We start from the raw sequence: 18,724 nt of genomic DNA, 5'->3' as shown, positions 1-18,724 counted from the left end.
GGCCAAGTGGCTCCGATTTCGGTAGGGGCCATTCATGAATTGCCGCTGCCGCACATGGAGGGACCCGCTTGTCGGGTCCGATCAACACCGATCGATGACCCATCCCCCTTCACCGGGCACGACAAGCGTGCCCCTCCGACTTTTCGGAGGGACCCGCTCGTCAGGTCCGCATACTCGGAGGGATGTGCTTGTCACGTCCGCTTTTCGACGTTGGACAATCCATTGCCTTTCCGCGGGGACTGAAGTCCCGCGCCGAAAGCGGGGCTAAAGCCCCGCACTCCATGGAGTGCGGCGATTTATGGAGTGCGGCGATTCATCGCCGCTTTTTGGTGAAGGCTTTAGCCTTCACCGCCCTGCCCTGGGCCCAGATCGCACAACGATGACCGATGGGGGCGATTCAAGAATTGCCCCTGCAAGACCTTGGCCTCTCGCGGATCCTCACAAAATGTGGGGATGAGTCGGTAGGCTTTCCCGTCCCGGACAGTTACCGAGACCCCCACTTTTATCTGACCGAATAGGACATAATACCCGCCAAATTTGCACGGTCCGGAGTTGATTTTTGAATTCGGGTGATTAAGATAAGGCCAGTGATTGTGCCGACACGGTTTTTTCGCAACGGGTTTCGAGTCGGCACGGCGGAAGTCGGGAGGGCACTCGCGGTAACGGGCGCTTGCTCCTTCGGATCGAGGCGGTCGGAACTGGGGCGGTGCGTTTGCTTACCCGTTGCTTCCGATTTGAATGGGTGAATCGGCGTTAGAGGAAGTTGGCAGTCGTCAACGGTTCTTGATTCCTGGAGGAGGTCAGCCATGTTGCGCAGACTGTGTTGGGTGTTGTCGCTTGGGGTCGTGGTGTGCGGCCTATCGGGCAGCGCTTTCGCCTATTTTGGGCGGCCAGATTGGATCGGTAACGTTCAATTTGGTGGCTCAGGGATTGTTGGAAGTAACAGCAAGTTGGTGTGGACTGAATTAGACTTGGATGGCAATAATGAAGCCGACGTTTTCCTGGCCCTGATGGCCCATGGGCGGTATGGGCAGTCCCCTGTTTACGCGGTGGCACCAGGTATCTACTACGTAGAAACCGGGAAGTATGGCGGCACGGGATACGACAAGGATTACGCCAAATGGAACTTTGGCTTCTATGTGGCGGCTCCCAATGTTAACCAGTACCTGGGAGTCAAGCTGTTCTACGATTTCGATCCGGGTGAAAACACTGGTACACTCAACTATGCCTGGTTGATCGCGAATTTCAGTCAAATCCTTGATGGCGATGACGATGGCAATTCAAACACTCCGAATGGCGAGGGACAAGACGACCAGGTGGCAGGCGAGGTCGAGAACTCTTGGAATCTCGCGATGAACTTTTTGTCCATTCCGCAATCCAGCACAAATCCACCCGGCGGCGTCGTCATAAATCAGACGGACATTTCGTTCGACCCCAACAAGAACGGCGAGTACACGTTTAAACTGGCGGTATATCCGATGACATCACTTAATCTTAACCCAGATACCTGGGGCGATCCTAGCGGAGCGATAGTGATGCAGGTGAACGCAGTCCCTGAGCCGGCCACGCTGGTGGGTTTGGCATCGCTGGGGGCTACGGGACTGGGCGCCGTCGTTCTGCGTCGCCGCAAAAAGGCGTGATCGGAGCACTGAGAATCACCTGCGGCCAATCGCCGCTTTCGTCCTGGTAACCACGGCAATCACAACGAAGATTCGCGATAACGGCAGAATCCCCGGTTGAGTTTGCGCTCGCCGGGGTTTTTTATGTTCAAGTGGAGATGATCGCCGGTCCGTGGCCGCCTCTTTTGGGAGGTTTCCGTTCGTCCTCGTACTCATCCCAGGTTCCGAACCGAAGACGATGGGCGAACGATTGCCCTGCCAATTGCTGGCCTCAACGCCCCGATCCTCGTCGGGGTCCGTGTGTTGGAAATCGGGACGAACCTACCTCGGAGGGACCCGCTTGTCGGGTCCGATCAACACCGATCGATGACCCATCCCCCTTCGCCGGGCACGACAAGCGTGCCCCTCCGAATCACGTTTTTCGCTAACGGACACAACATGGGTTCACCGGTAGGGGCAATTCATGAATTGCCCCTACCAGGTTTGACATCAGATGGTTAACTGACACCGGGTACGACAAGCGTGGCCCTCCACATTAGGTTCTTTCTCGGACGCGCACAACAACTGTTCACCGGTAGGGGCGATTTGTTAATCGCCCCTACGATGCATTGTGCCCCATCACATCTCGCAGGTTTTTGCAAAACTGGCGATTCCTCGGATTCGGGCGAATGTGCGTTGTTTAGCCGGGAAAGCCTGCCTCCCAGGCCATTCCACGTTCGCCAACCCTACTCCGCGCGCCTATCATTGAGTAAGCGGACGCGATGGTGAAAGCGAACGGGAAACGCTTTTATTTCAACGGAGCGGCGCTTTCATGGCCGGTCCGGTGTAATACCCCCCAGAAAGATTGAGATCCCAGTAAAACCTCATGCCCGACGTGACAGAAAATTCAGGACACGCCTGTGAAATCATGCATGACCCATTAGCAGTTCTGAATGAGCTTATCCGCCAGCGGATCCTCATCCTCGACGGTGCGATGGGAACAATGATTCAGGCCCTGCACCTGGATGAGGCGGCTTACCGGGGCAACGCCTTCGCGGATCACCCATCCCCTCTCAAGGGGTGCAACGATCTCCTCTCGATCACCCGGCCCGATGCCATCACGGATATCCATCTTGCCTATCTCGAAGCTGGCGCCGACATCATCACGACCAACACATTCAATGCCAATCGCATTTCGCTGGCCGACTATGCCCTCACGGATCATGCGGCCGCCATCAACGCGGCGGCGGTTCAGTGCGCCAGAAATGCCATCGCTCGGTATTGCTCCAGCCATCCTGACAGTGGGCCCCGTTTCGTGGCGGGATCGATCGGCCCGACGAACCGGACGGCCTCGCTTTCGCCGGACGTCAACCGACCGGGATATCGTGCGGTCACGTTCGACGATCTCTACGCCGCCTACCGAGAGCAGGTGGAAGCCCTGCTGACAGCCGGGGTGGATATTTTGCTTGTGGAAACGATCTTCGACACGCTCAACGCGAAGGCGTGCCTTGTGGCCATCGAAGACGTTTTTGAAGCGACCGGGCAGCGCGTGCCGGTGATGGCCTCGGTGACGATCACCGATCGGAGCGGCCGAACGCTCTCTGGACAGACTCTGGAGGCTTTCTGGATTTCGATCTCGCATGCCCCTCTTTTCAGTGTGGGGATTAACTGCGCCTTGGGGCCGGAGCTGATGCGGCCGTTTGTGGAAGAACTTTCCACCCTCGCGCCGATCTGGACGAGCTGCCATCCCAATGCGGGTCTTCCCAACGAGTTCGGCGGATACGACGAAACGCCCGAGCAGATGGCAGCCGTCCTGGCGGAGTTTGCTCAGAATGGCTGGATCAACATCGTGGGCGGCTGCTGCGGGACGACGCCGGCTCATATCCGGGCCATCGCGGAAGCAGTCCGGGACAAGCGTCCGCGCACACCTCCGGAAGTTTCGCGCTGGACACGACTGGCCGGGTTGGAGCCGCTGGTCATTCGTCCTGACAGCAACTTCATTCTGATTGGTGAGCGGACGAACGTCGCCGGGTCGCGGCGGTTTGCACGGCTAATCCGCGAAGGTCGCTATGATGAGGCGGTGGCGATTGCTCGGCAGCAGGTGGAAGGTGGGGCGAATATCCTCGACGTGAACATGGACGATGCCCTGCTGGACGGCGAGCAGGCCATGCGGGAGTTTCTCAATCGCCTGGCCGCCGAACCCGATATTGCCCGCGTGCCCATCATGATCGACAGCTCCAAATGGTCGATCCTTGAAACGGGACTCAAATGCCTGCAGGGCAAAGGGATCGTCAACTCGATCAGTCTGAAGGAAGGCGAAAGTGTTTTCCTGGAGGAGGCGCGAAAAATCCGCCGTTACGGGGCGGCGGTCGTGGTCATGGCCTTCGATGAGGAGGGGCAGGCGGTCACGATCGAACACAAGGTCCGCGTCGCCGAGCGGGCATACCGCCTGCTAACGGAGAAAGTAGGTTTTCCACCGGAAGACATCATTTTCGACCCCAATATTCTCACGGTGGGAACGGGAATCGAAGAGCACAACCGGTATGCGATCAATTTCATCGAGGCTGTCCGCCAAATCAAACAGCGCTGCCCTGGGGCGAAGACATCTGGAGGCGTGAGCAACATTTCGTTTTCTTTTCGCTCCAGCGAGCCGGTCCGCCGCGCCATGCACTCCGCCTTCCTGTATCATGCCATTCAGGCGGGCCTCGACATGGCGATCGTCAACGCGGGGCAGCTCGACGTGTACGAAGAGATCGACCCGGAATTGCGGGAGCTTGTGGAAGACGTGCTGTTCGACCGTCGGCCGGATGCCACGGAGCGGCTTATCCGCTTTGCGGAAAAACTTTCGACAACACCCACCGACGCGGCGACCAAGAGCGAGCAAAAATGGCGACAGGCTCCGGTCGCGGAACGGCTCAAACATGCTCTCATCCATGGGATCGACGAGTTCATTGAACAGGATGTGGAGGAAATTCGCCAGCAAATGCCCTCGGCCCTGGCGATCATCGAGGGCCCCCTCATGGACGGAATGAAGGTTGTCGGCGATCTGTTCGGCCAGGGAAAAATGTTTCTTCCCCAGGTTGTTAAATCGGCCAGAGTGATGAAGAAGGCCGTGGCCTATCTGACGCCCTACATGGAAGCTGAGAAAGCGCGGTCGGGCGGAAACGGACAGCATCGCGGCACCATCGTCCTGGCAACGGTGAAGGGTGACGTGCACGATATCGGCAAGAATATCGTGGGCATTGTGCTGGCCTGCAACAACTATCGGATTGTGGACCTGGGAGTGATGGTTCCCTGCGAAACAATTCTGGAGACAGCGGAGCGCGAGAAAGCCGACATCGTGGGGCTTTCCGGGCTGATCACCCCCAGTTTGGAAGAGATGGTCCACGTCGCTCGGGAAATGAATCGTCGCGGGATGACGCTGCCGCTTCTTATTGGTGGAGCGACGACCAGCGCGAAGCACACGGCGGTGAAAATCGCGCCGGAATACGCGGGAATCACCGTTCACGTGCCCGACGCCTCCAAGAGTGTGGGCGTGGTCGAGCGGCTGATGAACCCCGTGGAGCGCATCGCGTTTGCAGAAGAGATCCGTCGAGAGCAGGCCAAACTGGCGGAAAGTTACACCCAGCGTCGCACGGCCAATTTGGTCCCCTACCGCGAAGCGGTGGCACGTCGGTTCACTTGTGACTGGGCTCACGTGGACATTCCGCAACCGAGCTTTCTGGGCACGCGGACGGTGGAGGTGCCCGTGGAGGAACTGATTCCCTACATTGATTGGACGCCTTTCTTCATCGCCTGGGAGTTACCCGGCACGTATCCCAAAATCTTCAGTGATGCCCGGTTCGGCCAGCAGGCAGAGGCCCTCTGGCGGGATGCCCAGCGGATGCTTGAAGAAATCGTCGCCGGCAAGCTTCTGCACCCGCGGGGAGTTTACGGATTCTGGCCGGCCAACTCAGAAGGCGACGACATCCTTGTTTACACCGACGAGACACGCAGCGAGGTCCTTGCCCGGTTCTACACATTGCGGCAGCAGTGGCGACGTCAGGGGCAGGAAGTATTTTTCGCCCTGGCTGACTTCATCGCGCCGGTGGAGAGCGGCCGTCTGGACTATATCGGAGCCTTTGCCGTCACATCGGGACATGAGGCGGCGGCCCTGGCACGGCGGTACGAGGAACAGCGCGACGACTATCGGGCCATCATGGTCAAAGCGCTGGCCGACCGGCTGGCTGAAGCATTCGCCGAAAGGCTTCACGCCCAGGCGCGGCGTGACTGGGGCTACGGGCAGGACGAGAACCTCTCCAATGAAGACCTGATTAAGGAGCGGTATCGGGGCATTCGGCCAGCCCCAGGATACCCCGCATGTCCGGATCACACTGAGAAGGCCACGCTTTTCAAACTGTTGCATGCCACTGAAACGACGGGAATCCGGCTGACCGAGAGCTTCGCCATGGATCCACCGGCCTCGGTGTGCGGATGGTACTTCGCCCATCCCCAGGCCCGGTATTTTACGGTGGACCGCGTGACCCGCGATCAGGTGGAGAACTATGCCCGCCGCAAAGGGATGCCGGTCCAGGAAGTCGAGCGCTGGCTTGCGCCGTATCTCGCCTACGAACCGGAGAGCTGATTACTGCGAGCGTCCTTGGACCTACGGATAAACCGCCGTTGTGAGGCCGGTGCTGGAGTGCACCTGGGCGGCGATGGCTTCCAGCTCCTGAGCTGAGAGCGCGCTGACAAACGATTCGGCAGGCGGACGCGCCACGGAGTAAATCTGCACCAGTTTGATCCGTCCGCCGGCTTGAACGATTTCTTTCAAACGTTCACAGTACGCAACGATTTCCTCTGGCGGAGGGGCCTGCTCATTCAAACGCATAAAAAGAGACTGAATCACAAGGGGGCGGACGCGGGCGGCCTCCGTGATGTTGTCCAGAATTCGCTGGAAAGGAATGGAAGTTCGGGCAACTCTCTGGAAATACTCCTCGGTACCGGCATCCAGCTTGGCCCAAATTTCACCCCCGTGCGCATCGAGGATCGCCAGTCCCCGCTGGACGCCCGGCCGGTGGAACATGGAGGCATTTGTGATGAGGACCAGCTTGATGTCATCCAATCCTTCGGAATGGCGAACATCCGCGGCAAGCTGGCAGATTTGCTCGAAATTGGTGAACGTTGTGGGCTCGCCATCGCCACTGAACGCAATATCGCGGAGGCGGCGCAGGGGCAGCGGCGTTTCTGCAAATTTCTCCGTGGAAAACAGCTCACCCTGCCGGACGAGCCGAATTGCTTCATGGAGCTCGTCGCGGAGCCGATCCAACTCCACGAAGACGCGTCCCGGCAACTCGCGGCGATCAACCTGACAATAGACGCAATCAAAATTGCAAATCTTGTCAGGGTTAAGGTTGACGCCGATGGAGACCCCGCCTGCCCGACGGCTCACCACCGGATAGACAAACCGGAAGTCTCCGAAGGTGCGTTCGTGGCGGGTGAAAACGGTGGGCAAATGGCCGGGGACCGACATGGCTGGGCTGGAATGAAAGGGATCGATAGCACCCAATGGCGGGCGAATTTCGGAATCTCGTTCGCGTTCGGTTCTCCTCAAGAAGACGGCCCCTCCTCAGCGCTTCGAATTCGAATAAGCAATCGACAGATGGATGGCCCCCGAGATGACGGGAAGCCGTCACGGCGCACGCCGGATCACGGTGAATTCATCCAGTGTGATGGTTGTGAGTTCACCGTCCGGCAGTTCCAGGAGGATCACATCGCTGTAGGTTTTTTCGTCCGGTGCCCGGTCAAAATGCAGGCCGTGAGCGACCCGCTCGGTCCGCACCACCGTCCCCACCGTGCGGGTGGTCCAGCTCTTGCTGCCGACCGTAACACGGTGTTCCACCTCAATTCGGTCACCGGGTTTGAGCTCCTCCACGCACGGAATCGTGTCCAATTCGCTCCCGATCATGACTCGACCCTCGCCTTCGACCCGCCGACGTGAGAGATGCCGATCCCCGACTCATAATAGTCTACGAAGGAACCCCATAAAAAGACAAGTTGACATTTCTGATCTGATTTGTTGATTTATATCAATTTCTGGCTTAATTATTCGCCCCGTTTATTCAATAACGCGTGAAATTTTGCGGAATCGGCCACAATTGACAGCAAGTCCTGGCAGTTGTTGCGTGAGGATCATGGCGTGCCCGGCGGTAGCCGACCATTACTGCACGAAAGCAAAATGTGCAGTCATGGGCGAAGCTGCGACTGGGCCTTTTCCGCCGCCGTGATCGCCTCATCCTCTTGCTGGATCCTGGCCTTGAGGTCTTCCGTGAGCGGTGGCGGCTCAGCCTTCTTCTGGCCACAACCTGGCACACTCCCCAATACAAGCCCCAATACAACTCCCAGAATGACCGCACCAAACAGCCGTGTTGTTTTTCTCAATTTGCTTTTGTGTTGCGTCATTTTCAGAATCCTCCTTTTTGAATACGACGACAACAGATCATGTCGGTTCGCGTATCGGCCCAACGTGTCGCTGCTTGGATCCGCTCCTGGAGCCACCAACTTTCGGCGTAGCAACGCGCCCGGCTGCAGGCCACGGTTGGAGGTCCCAGTCCCGAGTTCCTCGTCAACCGCTCCCAGTGTTCCCTGAGAGGCGCGCAAATCTCTTGCCCGGTGACTGTGTCGATGACTGGTGAGAGAGGGTCGGCTGCCCGCGAAGCCCAGGCGAGTGACACACACGGGGGGAAAGGTCCGCGGGCAGCCAACCGGCGGCGTGAGGGTGGGGAGTGTGAATTTGCGCAAACCGTCAGTACTGGACGGGCTCGCCATCATCGCTGAGGCTCAGGCGGCGGAACACCTGATGGTCGACGGTGAAGCTCAGAAACCGCACTCCTCCGTCGGCCATGCATGCGTTGAGTCCGCCGGGATGGGAAGAACCGAAGAAGGGATGCCAACGTCCCCACGTTCGTCCGTCAACGTCCACCACAGTCGTCCAACCGGAGCCTGGGTCGTAGGGGGCCTTACTATCCGGGATGGGCGTCAGCCCGTATTCCGTGCCATCGCTTCTGCGAAAAGCGCCCCAGCGGATGATGTCTTCGTCCCAGCCGGGGTTATTCCACCTCTCGTTATCCCCACCCTCTGAACCAAAGGCCTTGGGATGGAGAGCCTTTTCGCCCACCATGATGATGTTGGACGACCCATCCCGGAGCATCTCCACCCGCGTCTTCTTCGCGTCTGTCTGGATCACGACGCCGCGGAGTCCGTTGCTTCCCGACCCACGCACATCTCCGCCGTCGCGCTGGCCGCCGTTTCCTGCATAGTCGGAGCGATAGAATCTACCGCTTCCGTAAAACTCCATGTAGCGGCGGGAGGGGCAATAATAGATGGGAACTCCTCGCTGGGCGACGATGTCTTCCTTGCGGTTCTGTCCTGAACCCTGCGTCGGAGGATCGTCAGCGTCGCTGGCCAGGTCATAAATCGGCTTCTGTTCAATAAACGGGGTGATGTGGTAGAGCCAGCTCCACCCATGCCGGGTCCGCGAATTGCAGCAGGCGGTCAGCGGATCGGGAACCCGGTGGTCGCCGTCCCGCGCCCCGTTCGGCAGCCAGCCGTACACATCCTGAAAGTTATGGAAAGCCAGACCGATTTGCTTGAGGTTGTTGCTGCACTGACTTCTTCTTGCGGCTTCGCGGGCCGCCTGAACCGCGGGCAAAAGCAGTGCGATCAGAATCCCGATGATCGCAACGACCACCAGGAGTTCGACGAGCGTAAAACCACTTTTCTCCGTGGACTCTCGTGACGCGATACGGTTCATATGGTTCCTCCTTTGATCGGTTGATGGGTCCTTAACCGCTTCCCATTGTTGTGGCAGCCCTCCGAGAGGACCCAATCCCAGGGACTGCCTTGTTCACACCGACGTGCGTTGTCGAGGTTCTCTCCGATCGTTGTTCAGAGTCACTATACGGGAACCGTGTTAGGAAACCGTTATGAGAGCGCTAAGAATGTGTTAAAATGGCGTCGCGTTGAGAAACCTCGGGAATCGCGCCTGGGCAACAGTCTTTGACCGACACTGGGTGATGCCATGCTGAAGCGTCCTCTAACTGCTGTCCTGTCAATGGGAATCGTAAGCCTGAGCAGCTTTTTCACGACGCTGGCCACCGAGATTCCAGACGAGCTTGTACTGGGATTTCGTAATCCCCCGGACGTGGCACGACCGGCTGCGTACTGGTGTTGGATGAATGGCTACGTCGATGTCCCGCAGGCCTTGTGCGAGTTGCGACAATTCCGGGAAAAGGGCCTCAGCGGGCTGTACGTCTTCGATATCGGCGCGCGTGACCCCGACAAGGTTATCCCCGCGGGACCGGCCTTCATGAGCCGGGAATGGGTGCGCCAGCTTGTGCCGCTCCTCAGCAAGGCGAAAGAGATGGGCATGGAAATAGGCCTCATCACCTCAAGTAGCTGGAACGCCGGCGGTCCCTGGGTGACGCCCGAGTACGGGGCGATGGGACTTTTCACCACTCAGATCAGTTGTGAAGGGCCCGGGACTTTTGAGGCCATCATCCCACAGCCGGAACTCCCTCCCGCTGCCTACAAACATCCGGGCGGATTGCCTCCGATCTATCGGGATATCGCTGTGCTGGCGCTACCGGCGGACACAGTTTACGATTTACCCACGTTCGTTTTCCAACTGGCGCCGCCTGGTCGTTACCTCGTTGATCACGTCATCCTGTGCAACACCGAGTCGGAAGATGCCAGCAAGACCGGGCCACTTCACCGCTTCGTGAAGGGTTTCGCCGTTTACCTGTCAGACACGAACGACGCCCCCGACGCGTTTCGCCTGGTCGTCAAGGGAGAGTTGCAACCGACAACGGAGCCGCAGCGCTTCGACTTTCCAGCTACTCACGCGCGATACGTCAAGCTGGAACTCCTTTCCAAGCACAATCCGCGCGAATCGCGATGGGAGCTCGGGGAATTCGAGCTCTGCACTCCCCAGGGCAATAACGTCGTCTCCCGGATGGTCAATGGTGGCAGCCGCACGGGGGCGGCTCTCGTGCGATTCACCACCCAGTGGAAAACCTCGGGGCCATGGTCCGCGGATTGCATTCACGACGGTGTCCGCAACGGCCCGCGGAATAGCTGGGCCTCGGCCGAGGAACCCCCTGTGGTTATCGCATCGCCCACACAGGTCATCGACCTCACCGACCGGCTGGGGCCCGACGGCAAATTGCATTGGGAAGTCCCGGCCGGGAAATGGCGAATCATTCGCTTTGGCTATGGGAACACGGGGCAACAACTCGTTCTCCCCAGCCCGAATTCCGCAGGCTGGGCCATCGACCATTTCAATCCAGCCGCCACAGACTGGCACTTTCGCCATATTCTCGAACCGCTGATTGACGAACTGGGACCGCTCGATCAAACAGCCCTCAAGCAGCTCTACGTGTGCAGCTACGAACTCCGCGGCGCTACCTGGACACCAAAACTTTTGGAGGAATTTCAGCGCCGTCGTGGTTACGACATGAAGCCCTTCCTGCCGGTCCTGCTGGGCTGCATCATGACGGACGAAGCGACCACGCGGCGATTCATTCGTGATTACGAGACAACGCTCTCCGATTTGATTGTGGATGCCTTCTATGGCCGGGCCACGGAAATCTGCCATAAACATGGGCTGAAACTCTGCGCGGAGGCCGGCGGTCCTGGCCTGCCGCTCCATCCCGTTCCGGTGGACGCCCTCAAAGCCCAGGGCGCCATTGACATCCCGCGAGGCGAGTTCTGGGTGGATGAGCACATCTGGGTGGTCAAGGAAACAGCCTGCGCTGCGCAGATCTATGGTAAGCCGATGGTCGATATGGAGGCGTTCACGAGCTGGCGACACTGGCAGGATGGACCGGCCGAGTTAAAGCCCATTGCCGACCGGGCATTCTGCGAAGGGGCCAACCATTTCACGTTCCACACGGCAGCCCATCGACCGGCACAGGCCAAACTGCCAGGCTGGGTCTACACGGCGGGCACGCATTTTTCGCCCTCGATTGCCTGGTGGCCGCTGGCTGGGGGATTCGTCGAGTATATCGCCCGGTGCAGCTTCCTGCTTCAGCAGGGCGAACCGGTCACCGACGTCTGCTATTACTACGGCGATCGGGGGTTCAATTTCGTCATGCCCAAGAGCATCGATCCCGAACTGGGCTTTGGCTACGACTACACGGTGACCGACACGAAGGCCCTTCTGGAGCGGGCATTCGTTCGCAATGGGCGTGTGTGCTTTGCCCCGGAGCATGAGGGCACTCCCGTTCTAGTCCTGCCGCCAGGGAGTGAGATCAGGCCAGAAGTCATGGACAAACTGGCTTCTCTTATCGAGGCCGGCGCCACGGTGGTGGGCGAAAAACCGCAGAAAAGCCCCTCTCTGACGGATTATCCGGGTTGTGATGAAAAGGTCAAAGCAATCGCTGACCGCATCTGGGGTGAAAACCCCTCAGCCAGCGGTCACCGGACCTACGGGGCAGGCCGCGTATTCTGGGGAATGCCGCTCAAAGAGGTACTCCAGCACCTCGGTATTCCACCGGACGTGGTCGTGCATACAGCCGAGGGCGCGTCCATCGATTATGTCCACCGTCGGACCCCGGCCGTGCATATCTATTTCTTCTGGAATCGCCTTCCACGGTGGGAAAATCTGGTCGCGCGAATCCGCACCGAAAGTGGAACTCCGGAGATTTGGGATCCGGTCACCGGAAAAAGAACCAAGCTCGCCGCCTTTCGTCAGACCGCCGAGGGAATGGAAGTGCCGCTCTCGCTTCCACCGCTGGGGACCCTCTTCGTCGTCGTACCACGGCAGGGGAAAAACCCACCGGAGACGGACGCCGTGGTCGGTGTCCTACAAGACGGAAAAGATCTCCTGTTCACTCCGTCCACGGGAAAACCGCCCGTGCAGATTGAACTGGGCGATGATGGTTCTCTGAGAGTTCGCTGCGAAACGCCGGGCGAATATCAGCTTGTTCTGGCCTCCGGGAGGAGAATCCCCTTCATGGCTACACCGGTTCAACACGAGAAATTGACGGGTGCGTGGCAGGTGGAGTTTCCGCCGGGTTGGGGAGCCCCCGAAAAGACGACCTTTCAGGAGCTGATCTCCTGGACTGATCATTTTGAGCCGGGCATCAGGTACTTTTCCGGCGTGGCAACTTACCGCAAGACATTTCAAATTGGCGAAATCTCACCCCATCAGCGGGTGTTCATTGATCTAGGAGAAGTCCGGTTCGTGGCCGAAGTGATGGTCAACGGCCACTGGGTGGGCAATCTCTGGACCCCGCCGTATGAGCTGGACATCACAGAGGCCGTTCGGAATGGCGAGAATGAGTTAGTCGTTCGGGTTGCCAATGATTGGTCGAACCGGTTGACCGGCGACGCCCGGGAGCCGCAATTCGGAACATTCACCTATACCAACATCAAACACGCGCTGGCCTGGCGGGTGCCGTGGAAAGAGGCGCCGCTCCATCGCTCGGGCCTGCTGGGGCCGGTGACGGTTAGAATCGTGACGCCCGTTAACTTCCTTACCAAAGGGCACGAAGAGACCAGGCACGAGTAACTTTAGAATGCGCGGCCTTTATGGAGTGCGGGGCTTTAGCCCCGCTTTCGCGCGGGAGCTTTAGCTCCCCGCAGCACGAGGCAAGAATGCAAGCATCGGAATGAAAAAATGCAAGCGTCGGAATGAAAAAAATACAAGTGTCACAAGACAAAGAATTCAAGCGTCAGAATGCAAAAGAAGGCAAGGATTAGTGAAAAAATCAAGCGTCAGAAGACAAAAGAAGACAAGCGTCGAAATGAAAAAAATTCGAGCGTCAGAACACAAAGGAATACACAAACGGGAAAATGCAGGCGACACACGCGGTTTCACGACGGCTAAAGCCGTCTCAAAAAAGCGGCGATAAATCGCCGCACTCCACACGAGTTTCAAACAATCCCAAAGTAAACCAATCGGCGGTTAAAGAGGTTAGGCTGTGAGTTCGTACGATGACACAGTTAACTCTCGCGCCTCGTGGCCACACGCGCCCCTTCATGAACTCTCAGAGCACGGCACCTATTTCGTTACCGCTGCAACTCACGGTAAAGAGAACATCTTCAGAGGAGCTGAACGCCTGCGCTATCTCCGCGATACCCTACTTACGGTGGCAAGTGATTTGAATTGGGAACTGGAAGCTTGGGCGGTTTTTTCTAACCATTATCACTTCGTCGCTCACGCTCCGCCTGGTAGTCAAAGTGGCGAGACGCTTCGGGAACTGATTCGGCTCGTCCATGGCCGCACCGCCGTCTGGGTTAATCGCTGTGATGGACTTTCACATCGACGCGTTTGGCATAACTACTGGGAAGTAAGGTTGACATATCAAAAGTCCTATTTCGCGAGGCTCTGCTACACACACCAAAATCCGGTAAAACATGGACTTGTACGCATCGCCTCCCATTACCCGTGGTGCTCGGCACAATGGTTCGAAACGACAGCGAAACCCGCCCACGTGCACACTATCTATGGATTGAAGACAGACCGTCTTCACGTAGTCGATGACTTCGACGTGGCACCTGAGTGGTGAAAACAGGAAGTCGAGAAATCGCCCTTTGGAGTGCGGGGCTTTAGCCCCGCTTTCGCGCGGGAGCTTTAGCTCCCCGCAGCGTGAGGCAAAATTCAAGCGTCGGAATAAAAAAATACAAGCGTTAGAAGACAAAAGAATACGCAAGCGTGAGAATACGGGCACCCACACACGGTTTCACGACGGCTGAAGCCGTCTCAGGAAAGCGGCGATGAATCGCCGCACTCCATGGAGTGCGGGGCTTTAGCCCCGCTTTCGCGCGGGAGCTTTAGCTCCCCGCGACATGGGGCAAGAATGAAAGCGTGAGCATAAAAAATACAAGCCTCAGAATACAAAAGAAGACAACCGTCGGAATGAAAAAGTGCGAGCGTCGGAATGAAAAAAATTCGAGCGTCAGAACACAAAGGAATACACAAACGGGAAAATACAGGCGACACACGCGGTTTCGCGACGGCTAAAGCCGTCTCAAAAAAGCGGCGATAAATCGCCGCACTCCAAGGCGATAAATCGCCGCACTCCAAAGGAGGAGATGATCATGCGAGCGTTGATGAAATCTCTTGTTGGCTGGCGGAAACGGAAAACACGTGCGACGGCCATCCTGACCATCACAGTGCTGGCCGTGGTATTTGCCAGCAGCCCAACGATTGCAGCCGAGAGCGGCTCCGTTTCCCCGGAAAATCCGTGCACCAACGGTTCCTTTGAAGTTCTCGGCAAAAACGGTTTCCCCGTGGATTGGGGCCCCGTGGGCCGCGAAGTGACCGTCTCCCCCGACGCACATTCTGGAAAGTATTCCTTGCGACTGGTTCGCACGGCCGAGACGGCAACATCCGAGACCGGCCTCAACCGAACCCGACTCATCACCGAGCTGAAAGGCGGCATCGATTTCTGGTACAAGGCTGTTTCCGCTCGGGGAGCGAAGCTCAATATTTACGTCATCCCGGTCAATGAAGAAGGCATTGAGCGAACGGGTTCACCCCGCGCAACGTTCACCGTCCCGGAAGATCACATCGGCGACGGCCAGTGGCACCACGCCCGGTTGAAGTACGACTACACCGATAATCCCAAGGTCAAAAGCGTCCACTTTGCAGCACGGATTGTGGGAACGGCGGGAGAGCTGCTTCTTGACGATGTTCAGTACATCGTTCAGGTGGGCCCGGTACCTCACATCAAAAAGGTCATGCTGGAGGAAGACCCGCAAACGCCCGATCGGGAGGCTCGCATTCGGGTGTTGGTGGCCAATGTGGGCGATCGTCCTGCGGACAACGTGGAGGCTACGATCACCGTTCCCGGCCCGGCACGCTATCGCCCGGAAAAAATGACCATTCCCAGGCTGGCTCCAGACGAAATCAAGCCGCTCTATTTCGCATGGACAGGCGTGCGGGACCGCCCCATGACTCTTCTCGCCAGGGCTGTTTGTGGGGAACTTCAGGACGTGCGCCGGTTGGAACTCAAGCCGGCCCTGCGTGTTCGGAGCTTCGGGCCGGCGGAGCCTGTGGTTACGGTGGGCCAGACGGCTGTCCTGGAGTGCGAACTGGAAAACACCGGCCAGGTCAATCTGAGTGGAATCACCGTCACATTTGAAACGCCGCAGGGATCGACGCGACAGGTCGTCAAGACTCTGTTTCCCACCCGACGCACCATCGTGCGACACACCTTTGTTGCTGACGCGGAAACTCCCAACCTGCCCGTCAAAGTCTCCGTGCAGGCCAAGGACGTCCCGATCGCGGAGAGTTTGGGAGGGGGGTGGTCGGGTCAATCGCGGGTGATGGTTGTCAAAAGTATCTCGCCACCGCCACCTCTGGGCCGGTTTTCAGTGGCGCCGCGGCCAGTGCCTGTATTGGAAAACGAAAACCTGCGTCTGGTGTTCTACCCATGCCAGCAGCGATTTTCTGCCGGACGCCTCGAGGTGAAAACCCCACAAGGCTGGAAGGTCGCCGGCTGGCTGATTTCCATGGGACGACTCGTCGTCCGTCACGGCCAGGACCAGGCGGAAGAATATCTGCTCGCCGCGGACTCCTGCCAACTGGGCCCGGCGACGAACAGCCCGGGCGGCGTTCTGATCTTTCCCTGCACTGTCAAAACCGCCAATGGCGCCACGATTCGGGCAACTGTGAGATTCACCCTCGGAGCGGGGGCCAGCATCTGTCGCATGGATTCACAACTGGAAAGCGACCAACCTGTGGACATTCTCGCCTGGGGATTGCCCATGGTTTACATCCATCAGCGCGATGAGGCCATCTTCCCAGGATTGGAGTGGCTGGTGGATGACGAATTGTCGAGCGATAGCCTCGACATCGCGGAAGACCATCCCGATCGCGTGCGCTATGTTGTCCATCCTTACATGATCACCATTCCCGCAGTGGGAATTCATGGCCCACACGGTACGGTGGGCCTGATCTGGGACAATCGACCTGCCGGTGACCGACTTCCCCCGGCATTTGGGTTCGCCTCGCCAGACCGCTTCAACCATCAGCGAAGTCACCTGATGGAACTCTTCTTGCCGCCGGTGCCGGAGTACACACCGGTCAACAGTCGGATGGCCTCGAAACCCTACAAACTCGAGCCGAATCGAACACTCCGGTTGGCGGCCGATCTTTGGACCGATGGTCAGGCGGAGGACGCACTTGCCGTCATCACGGACTACGTGAAAAACCTCAGGATCGCCCCTGCCCATCCTCTACCTCATAACTCTCTCCCTGGTGAAATTGAGTTCTCCACGCGGGCCTATTTGGAGTCGCTGTGGGATCCGGAAACCCGTCAGTGGTGGACCACCAAAGGAAACGCCATTCTTTCTCACCAGGCCCTGCCGTCCGATTTTGCCGCCGATCTCGTGCTTGGGGCCATGCTGACCAGCGATCCGGGTTTGAAAGGTCGCTGCGAGGAACGTGTGAAAGAAGTTTGCGAGCAACTCAAGCTCCCGCCACGGCTGGATGCGCTCCGCGTCGGAGGTCGTGCGGATCGCGTCTGGGCCAATGCAAGTCGCGTCGCCGCTCTTCTGGCTTCCCGGCGTGAGGACGGAAGCTGGCGATTTGACGCCGACCGGCCGGGCAGTGGACCTTTCGTCGGCATGGACTACCGCGAACTTGGTCCCAATGACGCCCTGGAAGTCGGGACCTGCGCCCGCAATGCCTACGAAATCCTAACCTTCGCTCGCATCACGGGTGATCGTCGCCTTTATGAGGAAATGGTGAAAACGCTGGAGTTGATGGAACAATTCCGCGTTCCTCGTGCGGCACAAGTCTGGGAAGTGCCCGTCCATACCCCGGACATCCTAGCTGCCGCCGATGCTGTGGACGCGTACATCGAGGCCTACCGCCTCACGGGCGAAAAACGGTGGCTCCAGGATGCCGTTCTCTGGGCCAGGCGGGGATTACCGTTCGTTTATCTGTGGAGCGATCCCGAGAAGCCGTTTCTCCAGGGGGCCAGCATTCCCGTGTTCGGGGCCACGTGGTACCACGGTTCGTGGTTCGGGCGTCCTGTTCAGTGGAATGGCCTGCGGTACGCCAACGCCCTCCTGAAACTAGCGGAATTTGATCAGAGTCTTCCGTGGACGGAGGTGGCGACCATTGTCATTCACAGCGCTATCCATCAGCAGGATCAGGAAGGCGAAAACGTGGCGCTCTGGCCGGACAATATCAGCGCCATAACAGGAGAAAAATGTCCGTGGGTCTTCGCCCCCCGGCAGATCATCGGGTGTGTCACCAAATTGATCGGGCGGGACGAAGAACCTCGCACCGTTTACGTCGGGCCCGAGAATCAGCGGTTTGCACTCACCTCCTTGGGAACGATTGACCGGGTCCACCTGAGCGGCGATGCCCTCGAATTTCAGATCGCGTTTCCACCGGGAGAAGTCGGCCCGGTGTTGATTGCCAATATCGCCAGCCCGCAGGAAGTGGCCATCAACGGGCAACCAATTCCCCAAAATGAGCAGCCTCACCTGGAGGACGGCTCCGCCTGGTGCTATGACCCCGGCACCGCGCTGCTGACGATTCAGGTGGGAGCGACCGGCCCGGCGACCGTCTCCATCAAACCGGCCGTCCAGCGCACTGTGGATCGAATTCCGCGGCTGGCGCAGCTCCTCACGTTTACATTCGAGACGGGATTGGAGGGCTGGATCGCCGCCCACGATGTGGCTGACCTCGAGGTCAAGGATGGCATCCTAGCGGGTCGTATCACGGGCCCTGATCCGTACATCATTCGGCCCAACCTCCGCGTTCCGGCCGCGGTTTACAAGACCGTCGTCATCAGGATGAGTACCACCGCCGGAAGAATGGCGCAGCTTTTCTGGACGACCGAGCGTTCGCCGAACTTCGATGAAGAGAAATCCCTTCGCTTCGCGGTGGAGCCGGACGGCCAGCTTCACGAATATCGCCTCAGCCTGGCCGATCATCCACAATGGGACGGTCAGATTATCGTGGCCCTGCGACTCGATCCGGGCGGTGGCACGGCCGAAGGCCAATTCCAAGTGGACGCCATCCTCGGTGAATGAACGAAGCGGCGATGGCAGGCGCAAACAGGGCGCATGAGCACCACGGTGCAGCCTCGCGGGGTTGGTGCGAGTGGATCACGGAAATCTTA

General features: G+C 58.5%; 9 protein-coding genes. 5 read left to right on the top strand and 4 right to left on the bottom strand.

Going from position 1 to position 18,724, the window contains the following annotated elements; translation table 11 throughout:
* Window positions 1-806: 806 nt before the first annotated feature.
* Both THTE_RS03285 and metH read left to right on the top strand, forming a co-directional pair.
* Complete coding sequence (locus tag THTE_RS03285; protein ID WP_095414095.1) at window positions 807-1,640, top strand: PEP-CTERM sorting domain-containing protein; 834 nt, start codon at window positions 807-809, stop codon at window positions 1,638-1,640.
* Between the two features lie 886 nt (window positions 1,641-2,526).
* Entirely contained in the window at window positions 2,527-6,222 is a 3,696-nt protein-coding gene (gene metH / locus THTE_RS03280) for a methionine synthase (protein ID WP_095416747.1), read from the top strand.
* Between the two features lie 21 nt (window positions 6,223-6,243).
* Here the strand turns inward: metH and THTE_RS03275 are convergent, their stop codons facing one another.
* The 4 genes from THTE_RS03275 to THTE_RS03260 form a co-directional block, all read right to left on the bottom strand.
* Complete coding sequence (locus THTE_RS03275) at window positions 6,244-7,191, bottom strand: radical SAM protein (RefSeq protein ID WP_237260191.1); 948 nt, start codon at window positions 7,189-7,191, stop codon at window positions 6,244-6,246.
* 78 nt (window positions 7,192-7,269) lie between these two features.
* Window positions 7,270-7,545 carry a hypothetical protein gene (locus THTE_RS03270; protein ID WP_095414094.1) on the bottom strand — a complete coding sequence of 92 codons (276 nt, stop codon included), beginning with the start codon at window positions 7,543-7,545 and terminating at the stop codon, window positions 7,270-7,272.
* A gap of 278 nt (window positions 7,546-7,823) precedes the next feature.
* Window positions 7,824-8,039, bottom strand: a complete 216-nt coding sequence (locus tag THTE_RS03265) for a hypothetical protein (RefSeq protein ID WP_095414093.1) — start codon at window positions 8,037-8,039, stop codon at window positions 7,824-7,826.
* A 343-nt stretch (window positions 8,040-8,382) separates the two neighbouring features.
* Window positions 8,383-9,390, bottom strand: a complete 1,008-nt coding sequence (locus THTE_RS03260; RefSeq protein ID WP_095414092.1) for a DUF1559 domain-containing protein — start codon at window positions 9,388-9,390, stop codon at window positions 8,383-8,385.
* Between the two features lie 267 nt (window positions 9,391-9,657).
* On the opposite strand from THTE_RS03260, the gene THTE_RS03255 reads away from it, so the two are divergent.
* From THTE_RS03255 to THTE_RS03245, 3 genes are all read left to right on the top strand, one after another.
* Window positions 9,658-13,149, top strand: a complete 3,492-nt coding sequence (locus THTE_RS03255) for a glycosyl hydrolase (protein ID WP_095414091.1) — start codon at window positions 9,658-9,660, stop codon at window positions 13,147-13,149.
* A gap of 412 nt (window positions 13,150-13,561) precedes the next feature.
* On the top strand, window positions 13,562-14,149 hold the full coding sequence (locus THTE_RS18610) for an REP-associated tyrosine transposase (RefSeq protein ID WP_095414090.1): 588 nt from the start codon (window positions 13,562-13,564) through the stop codon (window positions 14,147-14,149).
* A 532-nt stretch (window positions 14,150-14,681) separates the two neighbouring features.
* The gene (locus THTE_RS03245) at window positions 14,682-18,635 is read left to right on the top strand and encodes a COG1361 family protein (RefSeq protein WP_095414089.1); all 3,954 of its coding nucleotides are present in this window, start codon (window positions 14,682-14,684) and stop codon (window positions 18,633-18,635) included.
* Window positions 18,636-18,724 lie beyond the last annotated feature (89 nt).

Source organism: Thermogutta terrifontis, from assembly GCF_002277955.1.
In the GTDB taxonomy this organism is placed as follows: Bacteria; Planctomycetota; Planctomycetia; order Pirellulales; family Thermoguttaceae; genus Thermogutta; species Thermogutta terrifontis.
The sequence above is the reverse complement of the archived record's forward strand: the minus strand, read 5'-3'. Positions and strand labels throughout refer to the sequence as shown.